Here is a 17,076-nt window from a genome sequence, read left to right on the forward strand (position 1 = left end):
TTAGAAAGCATCAGAGATCAGCGGGTTGGTTCAGGAGAGGGAAACCGCGGCCGGGGCACGATTACGCAAAACAGGGCGCGTCAGGTCAGGTTTTGCAACTGCCCGCCTGCGGCATTACACTGCCGCTTTACTGCTATTGATTGAAGGTGCTTATGTCTGAACCTTTCCAGCGTCAGCCGCTGCCTCTGCCGGGCGGTCATAAAAAAGTCCTGCTGCACTCCTGTTGCGCACCCTGCTCGGGGGAGGTGATGGAAGCGATGCTGGCATCCGGCATTGAATACACGATCTATTTCTACAACCCGAATATTCATCCGCTCAAAGAGTATGAGCTGCGTAAAGAAGAGAATATTCGCTTTGCCGAAAAATTTGGTGTGCCGTTTATTGATGCGGACTATGACCGGGATAACTGGTTTGAGCGGGCGCGCGGCCTGGAGTGGTCACCGGAACGGGGTGAACGCTGCACCATGTGCTTTGATATGCGCTTTGAACGTACGGCACTCTATGCCCATGAGAACGGCTTTCCGGTGATGACCAGTTGCCTGGGTATTTCGCGCTGGAAAGATATGAAGCAGATTAACAGCTGCGGAGTCCGCGCAGCGGCGGCGTATCCGGATCTGATGTACTGGGATTTTAACTGGCGTAAAGGTGGTGGGTCGTCGCGCATGATTGAAATCAGCAAGCGCGAGAGTTTCTATCAGCAGGAATATTGTGGCTGTGTCTATTCACTGCGCGACACCAATCGTCATCGCGTCACCCAGGGACGTGAGCGTATTCAGATTGGTGTGCAATATTATCAGCCGGATGAATCCTGATTAACCTATTTCGCGGAAAGCGTCTGATGGCGCATATCCGCGCGCTGAGCGCGTAACAGGCCGGACTGTTACGCCACAGCTCTGCTTTATGCTTTCCGCCCGACCGTAACTGCACAGCGCACAGGGATCATCAACGTCGGCCAGCTGCTGCTTTGCCTCGTCCTTCATCAGACGTTTACGGCAGACGCTCGGCGTGCAACCCATAATCTGCTTAAAAGATCGGGTAAAAGATTGCTGGCTTTCAAAATGGTATTTCAGCGCCAGGCTGATGATGGGCGTGCGGCTGTTTTTTAAATCATGAACACTGGCGTTAAGCTTTTTCTTACGAATATATCGCGCCAGGGTTTCATTATGATAACGGGCAAAAAGTTTCTGTAAATACCACTTAGAGTAACCCGCCTTTTCTGCAATATCATCAACGCTTAAACGCTGGTCCAGATTATTATTAATCCACTCAGTGATAGAGACGATCACGCTTTCGTTATATTTATTTTCGTTCATAGAACCCCCTGTTTGATTTAAGAAGATTCTAAAATTTTTATCTTAATGTGCTTATTCTTTGCGTAAAGATTTTTCAGGATTTTAATCGTTATCTCTGAAGATATTCATTTGAGGGGGTGTTATTAATAAAAAAGATGAATTGTGATTAATCTGTTGGTAATTGTGGGTGAATGAATAAGCGATTCCGCGGGACAGTAATCAAAACGAGCCGTGAGTCCGCAGCCAGACTCACGGTTTACCTTGCCGGAATCTCTGTAATCACGGCTATAGCACGGCACATCAATAGATTTTTGGCTGCGACATGCCAGGCTTACGGCTCACCTTTAACCTGGAGAACCCCCCGGATGAGCCCGACATACGCGCTGAAAAAACCGCTTGCCGCCTTGCTCACCTCGCTGGCGTTATTTGCTCATGCACCTGCCAGTGCCGCTGGTGTGTATGGCGAACAGCTGGAAGGATTTCAATACCCCTATCCGTTGCAGCATTTTGATTTTAAATCCCAGCAGCAGCCGCTGAGTATGGGCTATATGGATGTGAAACCGGTGCAACAGGCCAACGGTGAAACCGTGGTGCTGATGCACGGTAAAAACTTCTGTGGCGCGACCTGGGAAGAGACCATTCGCGCACTCAGTCTGCAGGGATATCGTGTTATCGCGCCCGACCAGATTGGCTTCTGCAGCTCGACCAAACCAGCCAGTTACCAGTATAGTTTTCAGCAGCTGGCAGATAACACCCACCAGTTGCTCACCCGGCTGGGTGTGAAGAAGGCGGTGATTATGGGTCACTCCACTGGCGGGATGCTGGCAACACGTTATGCGCTGATGTACCCGGAACAGACACAGAAGCTGGTGCTGGTTAACCCGATCGGGCTGGAGGACTGGAAAGCCAAAGGCGCACCATGGCGATCCGTGGATCAGTGGTATCAGCGCGAACTCAAACTCAGCGCAGAGGGCATTAAGAAGTATGAGCAGCAGACCTACTATATCGGTCGCTGGAAACCCGAATATGACAAGTGGGTTGATATGCTGGCCGGACTCAACAGTGGGCCGGGCCACCAGAAGGTGGCATGGAACTCCGCCTTAATCTACGACATGATCTTCACTCAGCCCGTATTTTATGAATTCGGCGAGCTGAAAGTGCCCACCACGCTGATGATCGGCACCTCAGACACGACTGCCATCGGCAGTGATATCGCCCCGGCAGAGGTGAAAGCCCGGCTGGGTGATTACGCGGTACTGGGGAAAGAGGTCGCAAAACGCATTCCAGGGGCGCGCTTAATCGAATTCCCCGGTATGGGACACGCGCCGCAAATGGAAGAACCGGCAAAATTTAACCAGACGCTGCTGGACGATCTGGCGCGTCCCTGAACCGTCAGGCGCTGCGGCGCCTGACCTTAGATCGCCACGCGTTTCTGCTTTTTACTGAGGTACATCTGCTCATCGCTGTCGTGCAGCAACTGCTCCAGCGATTGCGGATGCGCCGCGTCAAACTCCACGACGCCGGACGAGAATTGCAGGCGGTAACGGCGGTTCAGACTGACTGATTGCTGTTGCAGATAACGGTCAAACTGCAGCAGCAGCGCTTCGCTCTGCTGCTGCTGCAGACCATTAAACAGCACCACAAACTCATCGCCACCCAGACGGGCAAACAGATCCGAATGCTTGAACACCACTTTCATCGCATCGGCAAAGTCCATCAGCGCGCGGTCGCCTTCACGGTGGCCCAGCGAGTCATTAATCTGCTTAAATTTGTCGAGATCGAGAAACGTCAGGCAGGCGGGCCGGTTTTTCAGCCGGCACTCGTTCAGCACCATCTGTCCCAGCGTCATAAAGCCGCGACGATTGGTGATCTGCGTCAGTTCATCACAGGTGGCAGTCTGAAAGGCGACCAGTTCCGCTTCGGCCATGGCGGCCAGGTCGCGCATCGTGGCCTGATCCTCTTCATTAAACTGACGCGGTTCACGACCAATGATACAGAGGGTACCCATTTTAGCGCCGCCCGGTGCCCGCAGCGGACAGCCGGCATAAAAGCGGATATGCGGTTCGCCGGTAACCAGCGGATTATCATAAAAACGTTCATCTTCTGCGGCATCTTCAACGATCATGATCTCATCCTGCAGGATGGCATGACCGCAAAAGGAGATGTCGCGGGGCGATCCTGCGGGTTCATAGCCCTGAGCGGATTTAAACCACTGATGGTCAGCTTCCAGCAGGCTGACTAACGCGATAGGAACGTCATACAGGCGGCGCGCCAGACGGGTTAAACGATCAAATCGTTCTTCCGCTGGGGTGTTCATTATGTTCAGCGCACGCAACTGCGATAAACGTTGTGCCTCGTCGGCAGCGATTTCAGGTGCTTTCATCACAGAGCCCTTTATTTTTTAGCTCAAGCCAGGTTCTGGTGTTTGCCTTACGGCGAAGAAGAAGAGCGTGACATAGCCATCACGCTCTTTATAAGGAGGGGATCAGAGCACTTTTTGTTCGGCGAGATCAAGGGCGAAATAGCTGAAAATCAGGTCTGCACCGGCGCGTTTAATCGCACCCAGGCTTTCCAGCACCACATTGCGTTCATCAATGGCACCGGCCTGAGCGGCAAATTTGATCATCGCGTATTCACCACTCACCTGATAAGCCGCCAGCGGCAATTCGGTACGTTCACGGATATCGCGCAGGATATCCAGATAAGCACCTGCCGGTTTCACCATCAGTGAATCCGCGCCCTGCGCCGCGTCGAGCAGCGATTCACGGATCGCTTCACGGCGGTTCATCGGGTTCATCTGGTAGGTTTTACGGTCGCCTTTCAGCGCCGTTCCGGCCGCTTCACGGAAAGGGCCGTAAAACGAGGAGGCGAATTTGGTGGAGTAGGACATGATGGCGGTCTGAGTGAAGCCCGCAGCGTCCAGTGCCCGGCGAATCGCCTCAACCTGACCATCCATCGCCGCTGACGGGGCGATGAAATCCGCACCGGCTGCGGCGGCAACGACGGCCTGCTTACCCAGGTTTTCCAGGGTAGCATCGTTATCGACGCCGTGATCACACAACACGCCACAGTGGCCGTGGCTGGTGTATTCACAGAAGCAGGTGTCAGACATCACGATCATTTCTGGCACGGTATCTTTGCAGATGCGGGACATACGTGCCACCAGACCGTTCTCGTTCCAGGCATCGCTGCCGGTGGCATCGGTGTGGTGCGAAATACCGAAGGTCATCACCGAGCGGATACCCGCTTTGGCGATGCGCTCAATTTCATAGGCGAGACGTTTTTCCGGAATACGCATCACGCCAGGCATCGCCTGAATCGCTTTGTAATCGTCGACTTCTTCTTCAACAAAGATGGGCAGAGCCAGATCGTTCAGGCTCAGTGAGGACTCCTGGAACATTTCACGCATTGAGGCGCTGGCGCGCAATCTTCTTGGGCGCTGGATAAGGGAATAATCAGACATTTTCATTCTTACGCAGGTGAAAAAAGTGACAACAGTTTACTCCCTTTGCCCGCGAGGGATGAAGGTTTGTGTGCGGTAAGAGAGGGGGAAAAGAACTCTCCCGCCGGGCGGCGGGAGAGCAGAACGATTACTCGTTGATATCCGGATGCTGCTGCACCAGGTTTTTACGTTTCGCTTCCAGACGGGAGATCTCTTCGTCGATATCTTCGATTTTGTGCTCGATGTTATCGTGATGTTCCTGCAGGATTTCGCGCGCTTCTTCCATATCAGAAGCCGCCGGTGTCGCGCCTTTCAGGGGCTTGTTGGCAGTTTCTTTCATGTACAGACCGGTAATCAGACCAATCACTGCCACCACCATCAGATAGTAGGCTGGCATGTAGAGGTTATTGGTCGTTTCTACCAGCCAGGCGGCCAGCGTTGGCGTCAGACCGGCAACCAGTACCGAGATGTTAAACGCACTCGCCAGCGCACTGTAGCGGATGTGCGTTGGGAACATCGCAGGCAGTGAAGAGGCCATCACGCCAGTAAAGGCGTTGAGGATTACCGCCAGCAGCAGCAGACCACCAAAAATCAGTCCGAGTACGCCACTGTTGATCATCATAAAGGCGGGAATCGCGAAGATCATCAGGGCGATACTGCCGATGATGACAAACGGACGACGGCCGAAACGGTCACTCATCATGCCGATCATTGGCTGGACAAACAGCATACCGATCATGATGGCGATGATAATCATCACACCGTGGTCTTCGCTGTAGTGCAGGTTATGTGACAGGTAGCTCGGCATGTACGTCAGCAACATGTAGTAGGTGACGTTAGTGGCGATAACCAGACCGACACAGGAGAGCAGGCTACGCCAGTGTTTGGTCGCAATCTCTTTAAACGATACCTGTGGACCATCCTGCAGGCCTTCGCGGTCGCCCTGTTCCAGTTTGTCTACGTGCTGCTGGAATGCCGGGGTCTCTTCCAGCGCATGACGCAGGTAAAGACCGATAATTCCCAGCGGCAGCGCGACGAAGAACGGCAGACGCCAGCCCCACTCAAGGAAACTCTCTTCTCCGATAATGGAGGAAATCAGCACCACCAGGCCCGCACCGAGCACGAAGCCCGCAATCGAACCAAAGTCGAGCCAGCTTCCCATAAAGCCGCGTTTACGGTCAGGCGAATATTCGGCCACAAAGATTGAGGCACCGGTATATTCACCGCCCACCGAGAAGCCCTGAGCCATCTTCGCTAACAGCAGCAGAATAGGTGCCCAGATGCCGATGGAGGCGTAGGACGGTATCAGGCCGATACAGAAAGTACTGACCGACATGATGATGATGGTGATGGAGAGGATTTTCTGACGACCATATTTGTCGCCCAGCATACCGAAGAACAGTCCACCCAGCGGGCGAATCAGGAAAGGAACAGAGAAAGTGGCGAGCGCCGCTATCATCTGAACGCCCGGTGAAACGTCCGGGAAAAAGACCTTACCCAGCGCATAGGCCACAAAGCCATAAACACCGAAGTCGAACCACTCCATCGCGTTGCCCAGAGAGGCCGCGGTGATGGCTTTACGTAAACGGGTATCATCGATGATAGTCACATCATCGATCCCAATTGGTTTTACACGCTTCCTACGCAATTTCATAGAATTACCCTGTATTGGAACACGAAAGTCCTCAACGGCGCGAGCCGGGTGTGAGTCGTTCAGACCGCTGCGTTGAGAAATTTAAGCATAGCCGTAAATAAGCACTGTTTATGCGCCGGCAGACACAATAATTACTGTTGTAATTATTGCGAACAGCGACAGAGTATACCGTTTTTGTGTGATATCTGTCATGTTTGGGCTACATCCGGCCTGTTTTTACAACAAATAGAGCTGTTTGCAACCGCAAAAAAATTATCACTGAGCGTGACGACCGCCGTTTTTTTCAGCGAATCAGGGGCAAAGAAGGGAAGATACGGGCCATGCTGGCACCGGAAGCGGTTATCCGCTTTGCATCACAGGGCGGAGAGCAGAAAGATGAGTGAGTGTTGCTCGACTGGCGGTTCAGCTGCAATCTGCTCTGGTTCAGACGTCGGGTTCCTGCCGGGTCTGAAGAGCCAGCTCCCGCTCAATCGGCTGTTCGCCCCGATCGGTCAGCCAGGCAACCAGCGCCGTGTTGTCCATCGGGCGGGCATAATAATAGCCCTGGATAAAGACCACGCCGCGCCGTTGCAGATAGCTGAACTGTAACGCGGTCTCAACGCCTTCTCCCAGCACTTCCAGCTCAAGCTCATGGCTGAGCTGGATAATGGCGTCCAGCACCGGCGTTCTGCCTTCCAGAGATTCAATCGCGTTGATAAAGCCGCGATCGATTTTCAGATAATCTATCGTGAAGGTCTGTAAATAGCTCAGCGAACAGTGACCGGTCCCAAAATCATCAATCGCGACCTTCATTCCGCAACCACGTAACTGCTCCAGCTTGCGAGCCACCTCAGCGCCATCTTTGATCAGGCTGCGTTCGGTCAGCTCAAGGGTAATCAGGAACTGCTTATCTTTGATCCGTTCGGCAAACTGCAGCATATCGTCGACAAAGTCAGGATGCTGCAGATGATCCGCCGCCACGTTAATGGCCAGGTGGAAATGGGGCTCAACCTGCCACGCCTGCACATCCTCTGCAATTAAATCGAGCAGATGGCGGGTCAGCGGCACAATCATGCCTTCCGCTTCTGCTGCGCCGATAAAAATATCTGGCCGCACGCCTTTACCGTCGGGCGTTGTCCAGCGCAGCAGGGCTTCAGCACCGCTGCAGCGTTGCAGCCGGTTGTCATAGACCGGCTGATAGTGCGCCCTGAACTGGCCGCTGGTGATGGCCCGGCGAATCTCATCGCGCCATGAAATACGCCGTTTCAGCCAGTTCGCCATCAGCATCATCAGCAGAATAGAGAAGATAGCGGCCATCGGCATGATGATAAACATCACCTGACGCCAGGCCGAGATCAGTTCAGAGGGTGAGGCAATGAGGGTGACAGAGAGCGGATAGCGATGGGAGATAGCCTGATAAATCATGGGTTCAAACCAGCTGGACGCGGCGATGTGTGGATCGCCAAACGAGATCGGCGCGCCGCCGCTGAACGTCATGCTGAAATGATAGAGATGGCTGCTGCTGATCGCGCGCATAAAATCGATCAGATACTGGCCATCAATCACTGCCCAGAATCCCTCGCCATCGGGCAGATCGCGCATAAAAATCACGGCCGGACGATTCGGTACGCCCGTTGTTCCGGCAATGGACAGACTCCACCAGGCTTTTCCGGTAACCGGCGCGTCGCGCATGATCATCTCTTTCAGCAGGCCTGGGCGTGAACCATACACCGATGAGCAGGCGATGTGATCCTGCTCCATTTTACCGATCGCACGAAAATAGGGGTTGAGCGAGCCAATGCGCTGCAACTGGTTTTCAATCTGGCTGCAGGGCTGATGATGAAACTGGCGCAGCACGGTAATCATATCCCAGGCGCTGTCGCTCATTCTTTCAGCCTGAGATAACAGCGTATTCGCCGCGGTGACCTGCTGCTGATACACGGTGTGGCGCGCATCCAGGGCGGTGAAAAAAATGCCAATAATCAAAGGCAGCACGCCGGAAATAATAATCACCAGCCTGGCGTAGTCGCGTTTTCGTTTCAGTAGCGGCACCGCTGAATCCTCTGAGTATTATTGGTGTTATGCGGAGGTGCTGATCAGTGGCGCAGCATAGCATCTCTCCGGGCGGTGCAGATTAGCGTTTTTGCGATCAGGAGAACTGACTAAGGTCAATTATCGACCAGACATTGCATTTTTTGACAGATTGTTTGGTTTTCGTTGCGATGCAGCAAAACAATCAGGTGAAAACGGGAGGCAGGCAGGGCAAAAGGCCGATCCGCCGCAGTGGCCAGGAGAGACCCTGGCCCGTCACAGGGCGGGCGCAGGGCAGGACGTTTTATTTAATCGGCAAAATAGATCTGTTTCAGCGCTACTTCAACGCCGCGCAGTTCGGCAAGGCCTTTCAGGCGGCCAATGGCGGAATAACCGGGATTGGTGCGCTTATGCAGGTCGTCCAGCATCTGATGGCCGTGATCGGGACGCATGGGAATCGCCCGCAGGTTGCCCGCCCGACGGCGGCGCTGCTCTTCCGCCAGAATAACCTTGATCACGCTGACCATATCGACGTCGCCCGCCAGATGCGCCGCTTCATGGAAGCTGGCCGGGTTTGCCTCGCGTTTCGTGGCGCGCAGATGGATAAAGTTAATGCGGTCGGCATAGGTTTCCGCCATCTCAACCAGCGCGTTGTCGGCACGCACGCCATAGGAGCCGGTACAGAAACAGAAACCGTTGTGCAGGCTGTCCACGGTTTCTTTCAGCCACTGCATATCTTCCTGGGTAGAAATAATGCGCGGCAGGCCCAGAATAGGACGTGGTGGGTCATCCGGATGCACCGCCAGTTTAACGCCCGTTTCCTCCGCAACCGGCACGATGGCGCGCAGGAAGGTGGCCATATGCTCGCGCAGTTTCGCTTTGTCGATGCCGTCATACTGCGTCAGCTGCGCCTGAAACTGCTCCAGGGTGTAACCCTCTTCGGCGCCTGGCAGACCGGCGATAATATTGCGCACCAGAGTGCTTTTCTCTTCTGCGCTCATGGCGGCAAAGCGCTGAGCGGCGGCCTGCTGCTCGGCAGCGCTGTAATCCTGCTCGGCCCCCGGACGCTGCAACAGATAAAGCTCGAAGGCCGCAAAAGCGTCGGCGTCGAAGCGCAGCGCTTTTGCGCCATCCGGCAGCGTCCAGGCGAGGTCGGTTCGGGTCCAGTCCAGCACCGGCATGAAGTTGTAGCAGACGGTATCAATGCCGCAGGCGGCCAGATTGCGTATCGACTGCTGATAATTAGCGATATAGCGAAGGTAGTCACCACGCTGGGTTTTAATCGCCTCATGGACCGGGATGCTCTCTACCACCGACCAGACCAGACCTTTTTCCGCCAGCAGTGCCTGACGCGCTTTAATCTCCTCAACCGGCCATACCTCGCCGTTAGGGATATGGTGCAGCGCCGTCACAATGCCGGTCGCGCCCGCCTGACGCGCATCATCCAGTGAGACCGGATCGTTGGGGCCGTACCATCGCCATGTATGTTCCATTTTTACTCCTCAACTGTGATGTGGCCCAGTGGTCAGGCCGCTGGACCAAGAGTATGATAGTGGACAAAACAGGGCCGTGATCCGGATCGCAGCATGACAAACTGCATCGGTGAAGAGATCGCTTTTAAGTGCAATCAGAGGAGAGGGTGATGACGCTGCCAGTAATAAAAACCGAGCGCCTGTACCGTCAGATCGCCAACGTCATCATGGCCGGTATCACGCGCGGTGACTTTGTGGCAGGTGGGTTGCTGCCACCGGAGCGTGAGCTGGCAAAACAGCTGGGTGTCAGTCGTTCATCAGTGCGTGAAGCATTGATTGCGCTGGAGATGACCGGCTGGGTCGATATCCGCACTGGCAACGGTGTTTACGTCGCCCAGCCGTTGCCGCAGGCTGCGGTTCCGCAGGAGAGCGAAACCTGCAGTCTGCAGGATCTGTTGCAGGCGCGTGAAGCCTTTGAAGGGATGCTGGCAGGATTTGCCGCACGTAACGGCACCACCGTTCAGCGTGCAGCACTGCTGGCGCTGACCGCTGAACTGCAGCAGTACAATGAAAACGACGCGGCCTTTCTGGAGCAGGACAAGCGCTTCCATCTGCTGATCAGTGAGATGAGCGGCAATGATGTATTACGCGACCTGCTGGAGCAGTTATGGAACCGGCGCCACAGCCCGCATGTGCAGCGACTGGAGCGCCATTATGCCGATAACAGCTTCGCGCAGGAGATGAACGCTGACCATCAGCAGATCGCCAATGCGATTGTGGCGGGCGATGAAGCAGCGGCCCGTCAGGCGATGGAGAGCCATCTCCAGCACGTGCAGCAGCGGCTACTTGGTTAATGCCCGTGCCCGCTTAGGTCGTCCGGTGCCCAGCATAATCGCCAGACGGCTGCCGCCTGGCGTGGTTTCCATCAGAATTTTAGTAATGCTGGTGAGCGGCACCGAGAGCAGCATGCCGACCGGACCGAGCAGCCAGCCCCAGAACACCAGCGACAGAAACACCACCAGTGTCGATAAGCCAAGACCGCGCCCCATCAGGCGCGGTTCCAGCATATTGCCAAACACCATATGAATCGCGGTAAACAGCGCCGCCACCATCGCGGCATCAAACAGGCTGTTCAGTAACAACGCCTGCAGGAAGGGCGGGATACCGGCAATAATCGGGCCGATATTGGGAATAAAGTTGAGGATAAACGCTACGACACCCCATAACAGCGCAAACTTCACATCCAGCAGATAGAGACTCAGCCAGACCGCGATGCCGGTTATCAGACTCACCAGGGTTTTCAGCGCCAGATAGTGCGTGACGCCTTTCAGCGCTTTATGCAGTCCGGCGATGCGAATTTTCGGATTCACCAGCGCGTTGCGCATTTTATAGGGCAGGTGATGGACCTCAAACAGCATAAAGACCACGGTCAGCACCAGCAGCACGGTATTGGTCATCGCGCCGGAAAAGCCGCTCAGCGCCACGGTAGCCAGGTTCATCATGGTATTAGGATCGAAACGCTGTACCAGCGCATCGGTTGAAATATTGAGATGAAAGCCCGCCGCCAGATGTTGCAGCACCGTCATTTTCTGCTCCATGGTGGCACGCAGTTGCGGATAGAGATCGGAAAACTCACTCATTGAGCTGGCAATAATGGCACCCAGCAGCACGAGAGCGCAGAAGATTACCGTGATCACCAGCCCAATCGCCAGTCCACGGCGGAAGCCACGCCGCATCAGCATCGTCACCAGTGGATTAAGCACAATGGCAAAGAACGCCGCCAGCAGAAGCGGGACCAGAATGTCTGACGCTGCCCGAACCCCGGCGAGGATAATGACCAGCATCGCCAGTTTTATCAGAATATTTTGTCCGATCTTTTCCCGTTGCAGCTCGCTCATTCTCTCTCTCATAACGTAATTTGGCTGTTGAAAGTGTAGCTGAAACAAAATTAACAATCTGATTTATCAGAGAAACGGTAAAGCGTGGTGGCAGGTGGATGATGTAATCAGCGCCACAGCACTCAGCTATCGCGCCAGAGCAGCAACTCCCCATTGTGCCGGTTTTAACCCGGCTTTCTGCTGCACGTGCGGGCAGGGGCAGCCGCCCGATAACCGTGTCATTAAGAGGCACCAGTGGCGAAAGCGGGTATAGTTAAAGGATAAACCTTATCATTCAGCCAAATACGAGCGCGAGGACTCATGCCTGAACAGCCTGCCGCGGAACCGAACACCCCATCCGGAAACCTGCACATCTCTCTGCTGATCCTCTCTATCGTGGCCTACAACTTTGCCAGCTATCTCACTATCGGTCTGCCGCTGGCGGTATTGCCAGGATGGGTGCATGACCAGCTGGGCTTCAGCGCATTCTGGGCGGGCCTGGTAATCAGCCTGCAATATGTGGCGACGCTGCTGAGCCGCCCACACGCCGGACGCTATGCCGATCTCTGGGGGCCAAAGAAAGTGGTGGTGACTGGCCTGGTGGGCTGTCTGATCAGCGGGTTATGTATTTTGCTGGCGGCGCTCATCGAATCACCGCTGTTAAGCCTGACGCTGCTCTGCGTGGGCCGCTTGATTCTGGGCGTGGGCCAGAGTTTTACCGGCACCGGCACCTCGTTGTGGGGTGTGGCGCGGGTGGGTTCGCTGCACATTGGCCGGGTTATCTCCTGGAACGGCATTGTCACTTATGGCGCGATGGCGATTGGCGCGCCGCTCGGCGTGGTGATATTCCGGGCGGGTGGCCTGCTGTGGCTGTCGCTGGTCATTGTTGCTATCTGCGTGGTAGGCATCGTCTGCGCGGTGCCGCGTCCGGCCGTAAAAGCCAGCCGGGCCAGACCCCTGCCGTTTCGTGCGGTGCTGGGGAAAATCGCCGGTTTTGGTGCGATTCTGGCGATGGGTTCGGCGGGTTTCGGTGTCATCGCCACCTTTATTACCCTGTTCTATCAGGATAAAGGCTGGGAAGGGGCCGCCTTTGCGCTCTCCCTGTTCAGCGGCGCTTTCGTCGGCGCGCGCCTGCTGTTCCCGAATGCGATTAACCGCCACGGCGGTCTGCGGGTCGCCAGCATCTGCCTGGCGGTTGAAGCCGCCGGACTGTTTCTGGTGGCCGCAGCGGGTGATCCCTGGATGGCAAAAGCGGGCGCATTTCTGACCGGTGCCGGGTTCTCGCTGGTATTCCCGGCGCTGGGCGTGGTGGCGGTAAAAGTGGTGCCGCAGCAGAATCAGGGCAGCGCGCTGGCGACCTACACCGCCTTTATGGATCTGTCGCTGGGGATAACCGGGCCACTTGCCGGATTCATCATGACTTATGCGGGTGTCTCACGCGTCTACCTGCTCACGGCGCTGCTGGTCTGCGTCGCTTTTTTCTGCACGCTGCGCATGCAGCGGCGTCAGGCGGTGTTGCCGGCAGCAGACGATTCTTCAGGATAAAAAAAATGGCCCAGCAGCGGGCCAGAACGTCTTTTCAGACACAGATAAACCGATTAATGGTGCGCGCAAAGCGCAGAACAGGATTCAGGCTTGCAGCAGTTCAATACTGTTGCGGATCTGGCGTTCAATCTCCGCAGGGGCCCAGTTGCTGAGCTGACTGGAGAAAGGCTCAAAGGCATAAACGCCCTTATAGCCAAGCATCTCCAGCCGCTTCACCTGCACCACGCTCTTCAGTACATCGTTATCACTCAACATGATGCGTTCTTCATCGGTCAGTTCGGCGGTCGGACGGCGATCTTCCACGCCCGAAAGGTGCACCAGACCGATCTGGTTAACATCAATGCCGGCTGGAAACTCCTGCTCAGCCTGCTCATAGAGATGATGGTGAAAGGTATCCAGCAATAACTTAAAGGGCACGTCCGCCGCGGCGATCAATTGCTGCGCTTGTACCGCCGAACGCAGCGAGCTGACCGGAAAACCCAGTGGCTCCACCAGACCCTGAATGCCATAGTGGGCAAAGCGCGGGGCCAGCTGCTGCATCGCCGCCTGGGTTTGCTGAGGTGACACGGCAATCCCCTCATTCAGCGGACACATGACCAGCGCCTTTGCACCAATCTGTTGTGCTGTCTGTAACAGTGCTTCGACCCGGGCCAGTAGCGCGTCATCAATGCGGTTAAACGGATAGAGCGCATTAATGGTGATGATATCAATATGATACCTGTCGGTCAGAGCGCGCAGCTGATCGGTGCTGAGATCGTCAGTGACGCTGCCGCCCGGCATGTCATTACGCAGTTCAACCTTGCTCAGCCCCAGACGCTGAACCAGCTGAAAAAATGCCTCCAGCGAGAGCCGGGGCGCAATTTTGCGGTTGATACAGAAACGGGTTGGATCGATGGCCATGCGCTGACTCCGGGACAGGAGGATGATGCGACCAAAGAGAACATTTATTTCATTAATAGTGAATAATGAAACGCAAATTATTAGATCAGCCTCGCATTAATTTCATATTCCGTTTCAGCCCGATGCATAAAGGCTGGATCGACTTCGCAGTAAAACGCCCAAACCACTCCCCGGCTATTACCCTGCTACGCTAAGGCTGACCGCTATTAGTGGCCTCCCGTCATCGTGATGCCGCGAGAGACTAAGTGGCGGGAAAAATGCGATCTATGCCGCTAAAATCAAATTTTCCAAAAAGAACCATTTGAAAAATTTGTTCCACTGTAATAGCTTCTTAGCACGCTTTCAGGTTTGCCTGGTCAGGCAGTGTGGCAGGTCGCATGGTCCGTCTGCAGGGAACTTAACCATCTAAAGAGGCAACATCATGACAATCATAGGTAACTTTATTGGCGGTAAAACCACTTTCAGCGCCAGCAACGAAACCATTCCTGTTTACGATCCGGCAACCGGCAAAGTGGTACGTGAACTGACGCAAAGTACCGCTGATGAAGTGGCCCAGGCGATTGGTGTCGCGCATGACGCTTTTGCCGCCTGGTCGAAAACCTCGCCGCTGCGTCGCGCCCGCGTTCTGTTCAACTTTAAAGCCCTGATGGAACAGCACCGTGATGAGCTGGCGGCGCTTATTGTCTCTGAGCACGGCAAAGTCTGGTCTGATGCGCTGGGTGAACTGACGCGTGGCATCGAAGTGATTGAGTTTGCCTGCGGGATCCCCCATCTGCTCAAAGGCGAATATTCCCCGAACGTCGGCAGCGGCGTTGACAGCTACTCGCTGATGCAACCGGTCGGCGTCGTGGCGGGCATTACGCCGTTTAACTTCCCGGCGATGGTGCCGCTGTGGATGTTCCCGATAGCCCTGGCCTGCGGTAACACCTTTGTGCTGAAGCCACCGGCGCTGGATCCTTCCGCGGCAGTGCGTATGGCTGAACTGCTGACTGAAGCGGGCCTGCCCGATGGCGTATTTAACGTCGTACACAGTTCCAATGAAGATGCTGAGCAGCTCTATAAAGATCCACGTATTGCCGCGGTGAGCTTCGTCGGTTCTTCTGGCGTGGCTGAGCATATCTATAAAACCGCCAGCGCCCACGGCAAGCGGGTACAGGCGTTTGGCGCGGCGAAAAACCACGCTATCGTTATGCCGGATGCCGATCTGGATGCCACCGTCAACGCCATCATGGGCGGTGCGTTTGGCTCTGCTGGTGAACGCTGCATGGCGCTGCCGGTTGTGGTCGCCGTGGGCGATGATACCGCCGACAAGCTGATCGCCCGTCTGACTCCGCTGGTGAACGCGCTGCGTATCGGCCCTGGCATTAATCAGGGCGCTGATGAAAATGAGATGGGACCGGTCGTTTCGGCGGCGCACCAGAAGAAAGTGCTGGGCTACATCGACAAAGGCGAGCAGGAAGGCGCGAAGCTGGTGGTCGATGGCCGTAACGTGCAGGTTGCAGGTCACGCCGAAGGTTACTACGTCGGCGGCACGCTGTTTGATCATGTCACCTCTGAGATGGTGATCTGGCGTGAAGAGATTTTCGGGCCGGTGCTGAGCATCATGCGCGCGCCGGACTACGACAGTGCGCTGCAACTGGTTAACAGCCATGAATTCGGCAACGGAAGCGCGATTTTCACCAGCAACGGTCACACCGCACGTGAGTTTGTGCAGAACGTTGAAGCGGGTATGGTCGGTGTCAACGTGCCGGTTCCGGTGCCGATGGCATTCCACAGCTTCGGCGGCTGGAAGCGTTCAGTGTTTGGCGCGCTCAATGTTCATGGACCGGATGGCGTGCGTTTCTATACCCGCATGAAAACGGCCACCGTACGCTGGCCATCCGGTCAGCAGACCGTGTCTGAATTCAGTATGCCAACCTTAGGCTGATTCATTTCAACGCTGATCCCGGTGCGCGACCGGCAGGATAATCTGCCGGTCGCTTTGTTCGCTGGCACCGCGCCCGCGAGCCCACCGCAGCGTCAATCGTGACAGAGAGGAGTATCAGGATGTCTTTACTGTCGAAAGCACAAGCCCCTGACGCGCAGGGTCGTATTCAGCATGTGACGCCTGAGCGCGCCGGCTGGCGTTATGTGGGATTTGATGCCTATTTGCTGAAGAAAGGGGAAACCCTGCGTCTCAGCAGTGGTGATAAAGAGCTGTGTCTGGTGCTGGTGGCCGGGCTGGCCTCCGTAAAAACCCGCCATGCTGATTTTCCCGGTATCGGTCAGCGCATGTCGCCTTTTGAGCGCGTACCGCCTTATTCCGTTTATGTGCCGCATGATGATGAAGTAGAGGTTTACGCTGACAGCGATCTTGAGCTGGCGGTCTGTAATGCGCCCGGTCAGGGGAATCTGCCTGCGCGCCTGATTGCGCCAGCCGATGTTGGTGTTGAGCATCGCGGAAAAGGGCGCAACCAGCGCCTGGTTCACAATATCCTGCCTGACAATGAACCGGCTGATAGCCTGCTGGTGGTGGAAGTCTATACCAACGAGGGCGATACCAGCTCTTATCCCAGCCACAAGCACGACCAGGAGGAGAGTGAAAACGAAACCTACCTGGAAGAGACCTACTATCACCGTTTCGATCCGGAACCTGGCTTTGCCATGCAGCGCGTTTACACCGACGACCGTTCCCTGGATGTCTGTATGGCACCCTATAATCGCGACGTGGTGATGGTACCGCGCGGCTATCATCCGGTAGCGACGCTGGCGGGATACAATAACTACTATCTGAACGTGATGGCGGGGCCGGTGCGGCTGTGGAAATTTACCTGGGAGAAAGATCACGCCTGGGTGAACAGCGACAGCTATCCACGGAAAGCGTAAGTCTTCGCTGAAAAATAAA

General features: G+C 55.4%; 14 protein-coding genes. 6 read left to right on the forward strand and 8 right to left on the reverse strand.

From position 1 onward, the window contains the following. The first annotated feature begins 152 nt into the window (after positions 1-152). Entirely contained in the window at positions 153-812 is a 660-nt protein-coding gene (locus tag NR201_RS20430) for an epoxyqueuosine reductase QueH (protein ID WP_022623997.1), read from the forward strand. On the opposite strand, the gene NR201_RS20435 is transcribed toward NR201_RS20430, so the two are convergent. Further along, positions 813-1,313, reverse strand: a complete 501-nt coding sequence (locus tag NR201_RS20435; protein WP_022623998.1) for a helix-turn-helix domain-containing protein — start codon at positions 1,311-1,313, stop codon at positions 813-815. A 344-nt stretch (positions 1,314-1,657) separates the two neighbouring features. Here NR201_RS20435 and NR201_RS20440 point away from each other — a divergent pair, with 344 nt between their 5' ends. Continuing rightward, a complete protein-coding gene (locus NR201_RS20440) occupies positions 1,658-2,680 on the forward strand; it encodes an alpha/beta fold hydrolase (RefSeq protein WP_256850114.1) in 1,023 nt (340 codons plus the stop codon). A 26-nt stretch (positions 2,681-2,706) separates the two neighbouring features. On the opposite strand, the gene NR201_RS20445 is transcribed toward NR201_RS20440, so the two are convergent. The 5 genes from NR201_RS20445 to uxuA all read right to left on the reverse strand — a co-directional run bounded on the left by NR201_RS20445 (position 2,707) and on the right by uxuA (position 9,891). Further along, entirely contained in the window at positions 2,707-3,675 is a 969-nt protein-coding gene (locus NR201_RS20445) for a diguanylate cyclase (RefSeq protein ID WP_010671514.1), read from the reverse strand. A 102-nt stretch (positions 3,676-3,777) separates the two neighbouring features. Further along, positions 3,778-4,755: a porphobilinogen synthase gene (gene hemB / locus NR201_RS20450; protein ID WP_010671515.1), complete on the reverse strand. Its 978-nt coding sequence runs from the start codon at positions 4,753-4,755 to the stop codon at positions 3,778-3,780. A 127-nt stretch (positions 4,756-4,882) separates the two neighbouring features. Beyond that, the gene (gene proP / locus NR201_RS20455; RefSeq protein ID WP_010253365.1) at positions 4,883-6,388 is read right to left on the reverse strand and encodes a glycine betaine/L-proline transporter ProP; all 1,506 of its coding nucleotides are present in this window, start codon (positions 6,386-6,388) and stop codon (positions 4,883-4,885) included. Between the two features lie 423 nt (positions 6,389-6,811). Beyond that, positions 6,812-8,419, reverse strand: coding sequence for an EAL domain-containing protein (locus NR201_RS20460; RefSeq protein ID WP_250327948.1), 1,608 nt, complete (start codon positions 8,417-8,419; stop codon positions 6,812-6,814). A 287-nt stretch (positions 8,420-8,706) separates the two neighbouring features. Continuing rightward, complete coding sequence (gene uxuA / locus NR201_RS20465) at positions 8,707-9,891, reverse strand: mannonate dehydratase (protein ID WP_022624002.1); 1,185 nt, start codon at positions 9,889-9,891, stop codon at positions 8,707-8,709. 149 nt (positions 9,892-10,040) lie between these two features. Between uxuA and NR201_RS20470 the strand changes: the two genes are divergently transcribed. Continuing rightward, entirely contained in the window at positions 10,041-10,724 is a 684-nt protein-coding gene (locus tag NR201_RS20470) for a FadR/GntR family transcriptional regulator (protein ID WP_010253357.1), read from the forward strand. Here NR201_RS20470 and NR201_RS20475 read toward each other — a convergent pair. After that, positions 10,713-11,768 (reverse strand): AI-2E family transporter, encoded by a 1,056-nt coding sequence (locus tag NR201_RS20475; RefSeq protein WP_010253354.1) that lies wholly within the window; start codon positions 11,766-11,768, stop codon positions 10,713-10,715. The two genes, NR201_RS20470 and NR201_RS20475, sit on opposite strands and share 12 nt — an antisense overlap. 300 nt (positions 11,769-12,068) lie before the next feature. Between NR201_RS20475 and NR201_RS20480 the strand changes: the two genes are divergently transcribed. Further along, positions 12,069-13,292 (forward strand): MFS transporter, encoded by a 1,224-nt coding sequence (locus NR201_RS20480; protein ID WP_033785697.1) that lies wholly within the window; start codon positions 12,069-12,071, stop codon positions 13,290-13,292. 84 nt (positions 13,293-13,376) lie between these two features. Here NR201_RS20480 and NR201_RS20485 read toward each other — a convergent pair whose 3' ends face one another. After that, a complete protein-coding gene (locus tag NR201_RS20485; RefSeq protein WP_256850115.1) occupies positions 13,377-14,192 on the reverse strand; it encodes a TIM barrel protein in 816 nt (271 codons plus the stop codon). A 421-nt stretch (positions 14,193-14,613) separates the two neighbouring features. Here NR201_RS20485 and NR201_RS20490 point away from each other — a divergent pair, with 421 nt between their 5' ends. Together NR201_RS20490 and iolB are read left to right on the forward strand one after the other, a co-directional pair. Then, on the forward strand, positions 14,614-16,119 hold the full coding sequence (locus NR201_RS20490; protein ID WP_010253344.1) for a CoA-acylating methylmalonate-semialdehyde dehydrogenase: 1,506 nt from the start codon (positions 14,614-14,616) through the stop codon (positions 16,117-16,119). A 119-nt stretch (positions 16,120-16,238) separates the two neighbouring features. Further along, positions 16,239-17,057 (forward strand): 5-deoxy-glucuronate isomerase, encoded by an 819-nt coding sequence (gene iolB, locus NR201_RS20495; RefSeq protein ID WP_010671521.1) that lies wholly within the window; start codon positions 16,239-16,241, stop codon positions 17,055-17,057. Positions 17,058-17,076 lie beyond the last annotated feature (19 nt).

Source organism: Pantoea sp. Fr-CA_6, assembly GCF_024520895.1.
Taxonomy (GTDB): domain Bacteria; phylum Pseudomonadota; class Gammaproteobacteria; order Enterobacterales; family Enterobacteriaceae; genus Pantoea; species Pantoea agglomerans.

Coding starts and splice junctions, on each gene's coding strand:
- NR201_RS20430 (WP_022623997.1), top strand. CDS start 153: ATGTCTGAACCTTTCCAGCGTCAGCCGCTGCCTCTGCCGGGCGGTCAT.
- NR201_RS20435 (WP_022623998.1), bottom strand. CDS start 1,313: ATGAACGAAAATAAATATAACGAAAGCGTGATCGTCTCTATCACTGAG.
- NR201_RS20440 (WP_256850114.1), top strand. CDS start 1,658: ATGAGCCCGACATACGCGCTGAAAAAACCGCTTGCCGCCTTGCTCACC.
- NR201_RS20445 (WP_010671514.1), bottom strand. CDS start 3,675: ATGAAAGCACCTGAAATCGCTGCCGACGAGGCACAACGTTTATCGCAG.
- hemB (WP_010671515.1), bottom strand. CDS start 4,755: ATGTCTGATTATTCCCTTATCCAGCGCCCAAGAAGATTGCGCGCCAGC.
- proP (WP_010253365.1), bottom strand. CDS start 6,388: ATGAAATTGCGTAGGAAGCGTGTAAAACCAATTGGGATCGATGATGTG.
- uxuA (WP_022624002.1), bottom strand. CDS start 9,891: ATGGAACATACATGGCGATGGTACGGCCCCAACGATCCGGTCTCACTG.
- NR201_RS20470 (WP_010253357.1), top strand. CDS start 10,041: ATGACGCTGCCAGTAATAAAAACCGAGCGCCTGTACCGTCAGATCGCC.
- NR201_RS20475 (WP_010253354.1), bottom strand. CDS start 11,768: ATGAGCGAGCTGCAACGGGAAAAGATCGGACAAAATATTCTGATAAAA.
- NR201_RS20480 (WP_033785697.1), top strand. CDS start 12,069: ATGCCTGAACAGCCTGCCGCGGAACCGAACACCCCATCCGGAAACCTG.
- NR201_RS20485 (WP_256850115.1), bottom strand. CDS start 14,192: ATGGCCATCGATCCAACCCGTTTCTGTATCAACCGCAAAATTGCGCCC.
- NR201_RS20490 (WP_010253344.1), top strand. CDS start 14,614: ATGACAATCATAGGTAACTTTATTGGCGGTAAAACCACTTTCAGCGCC.
- iolB (WP_010671521.1), top strand. CDS start 16,239: ATGTCTTTACTGTCGAAAGCACAAGCCCCTGACGCGCAGGGTCGTATT.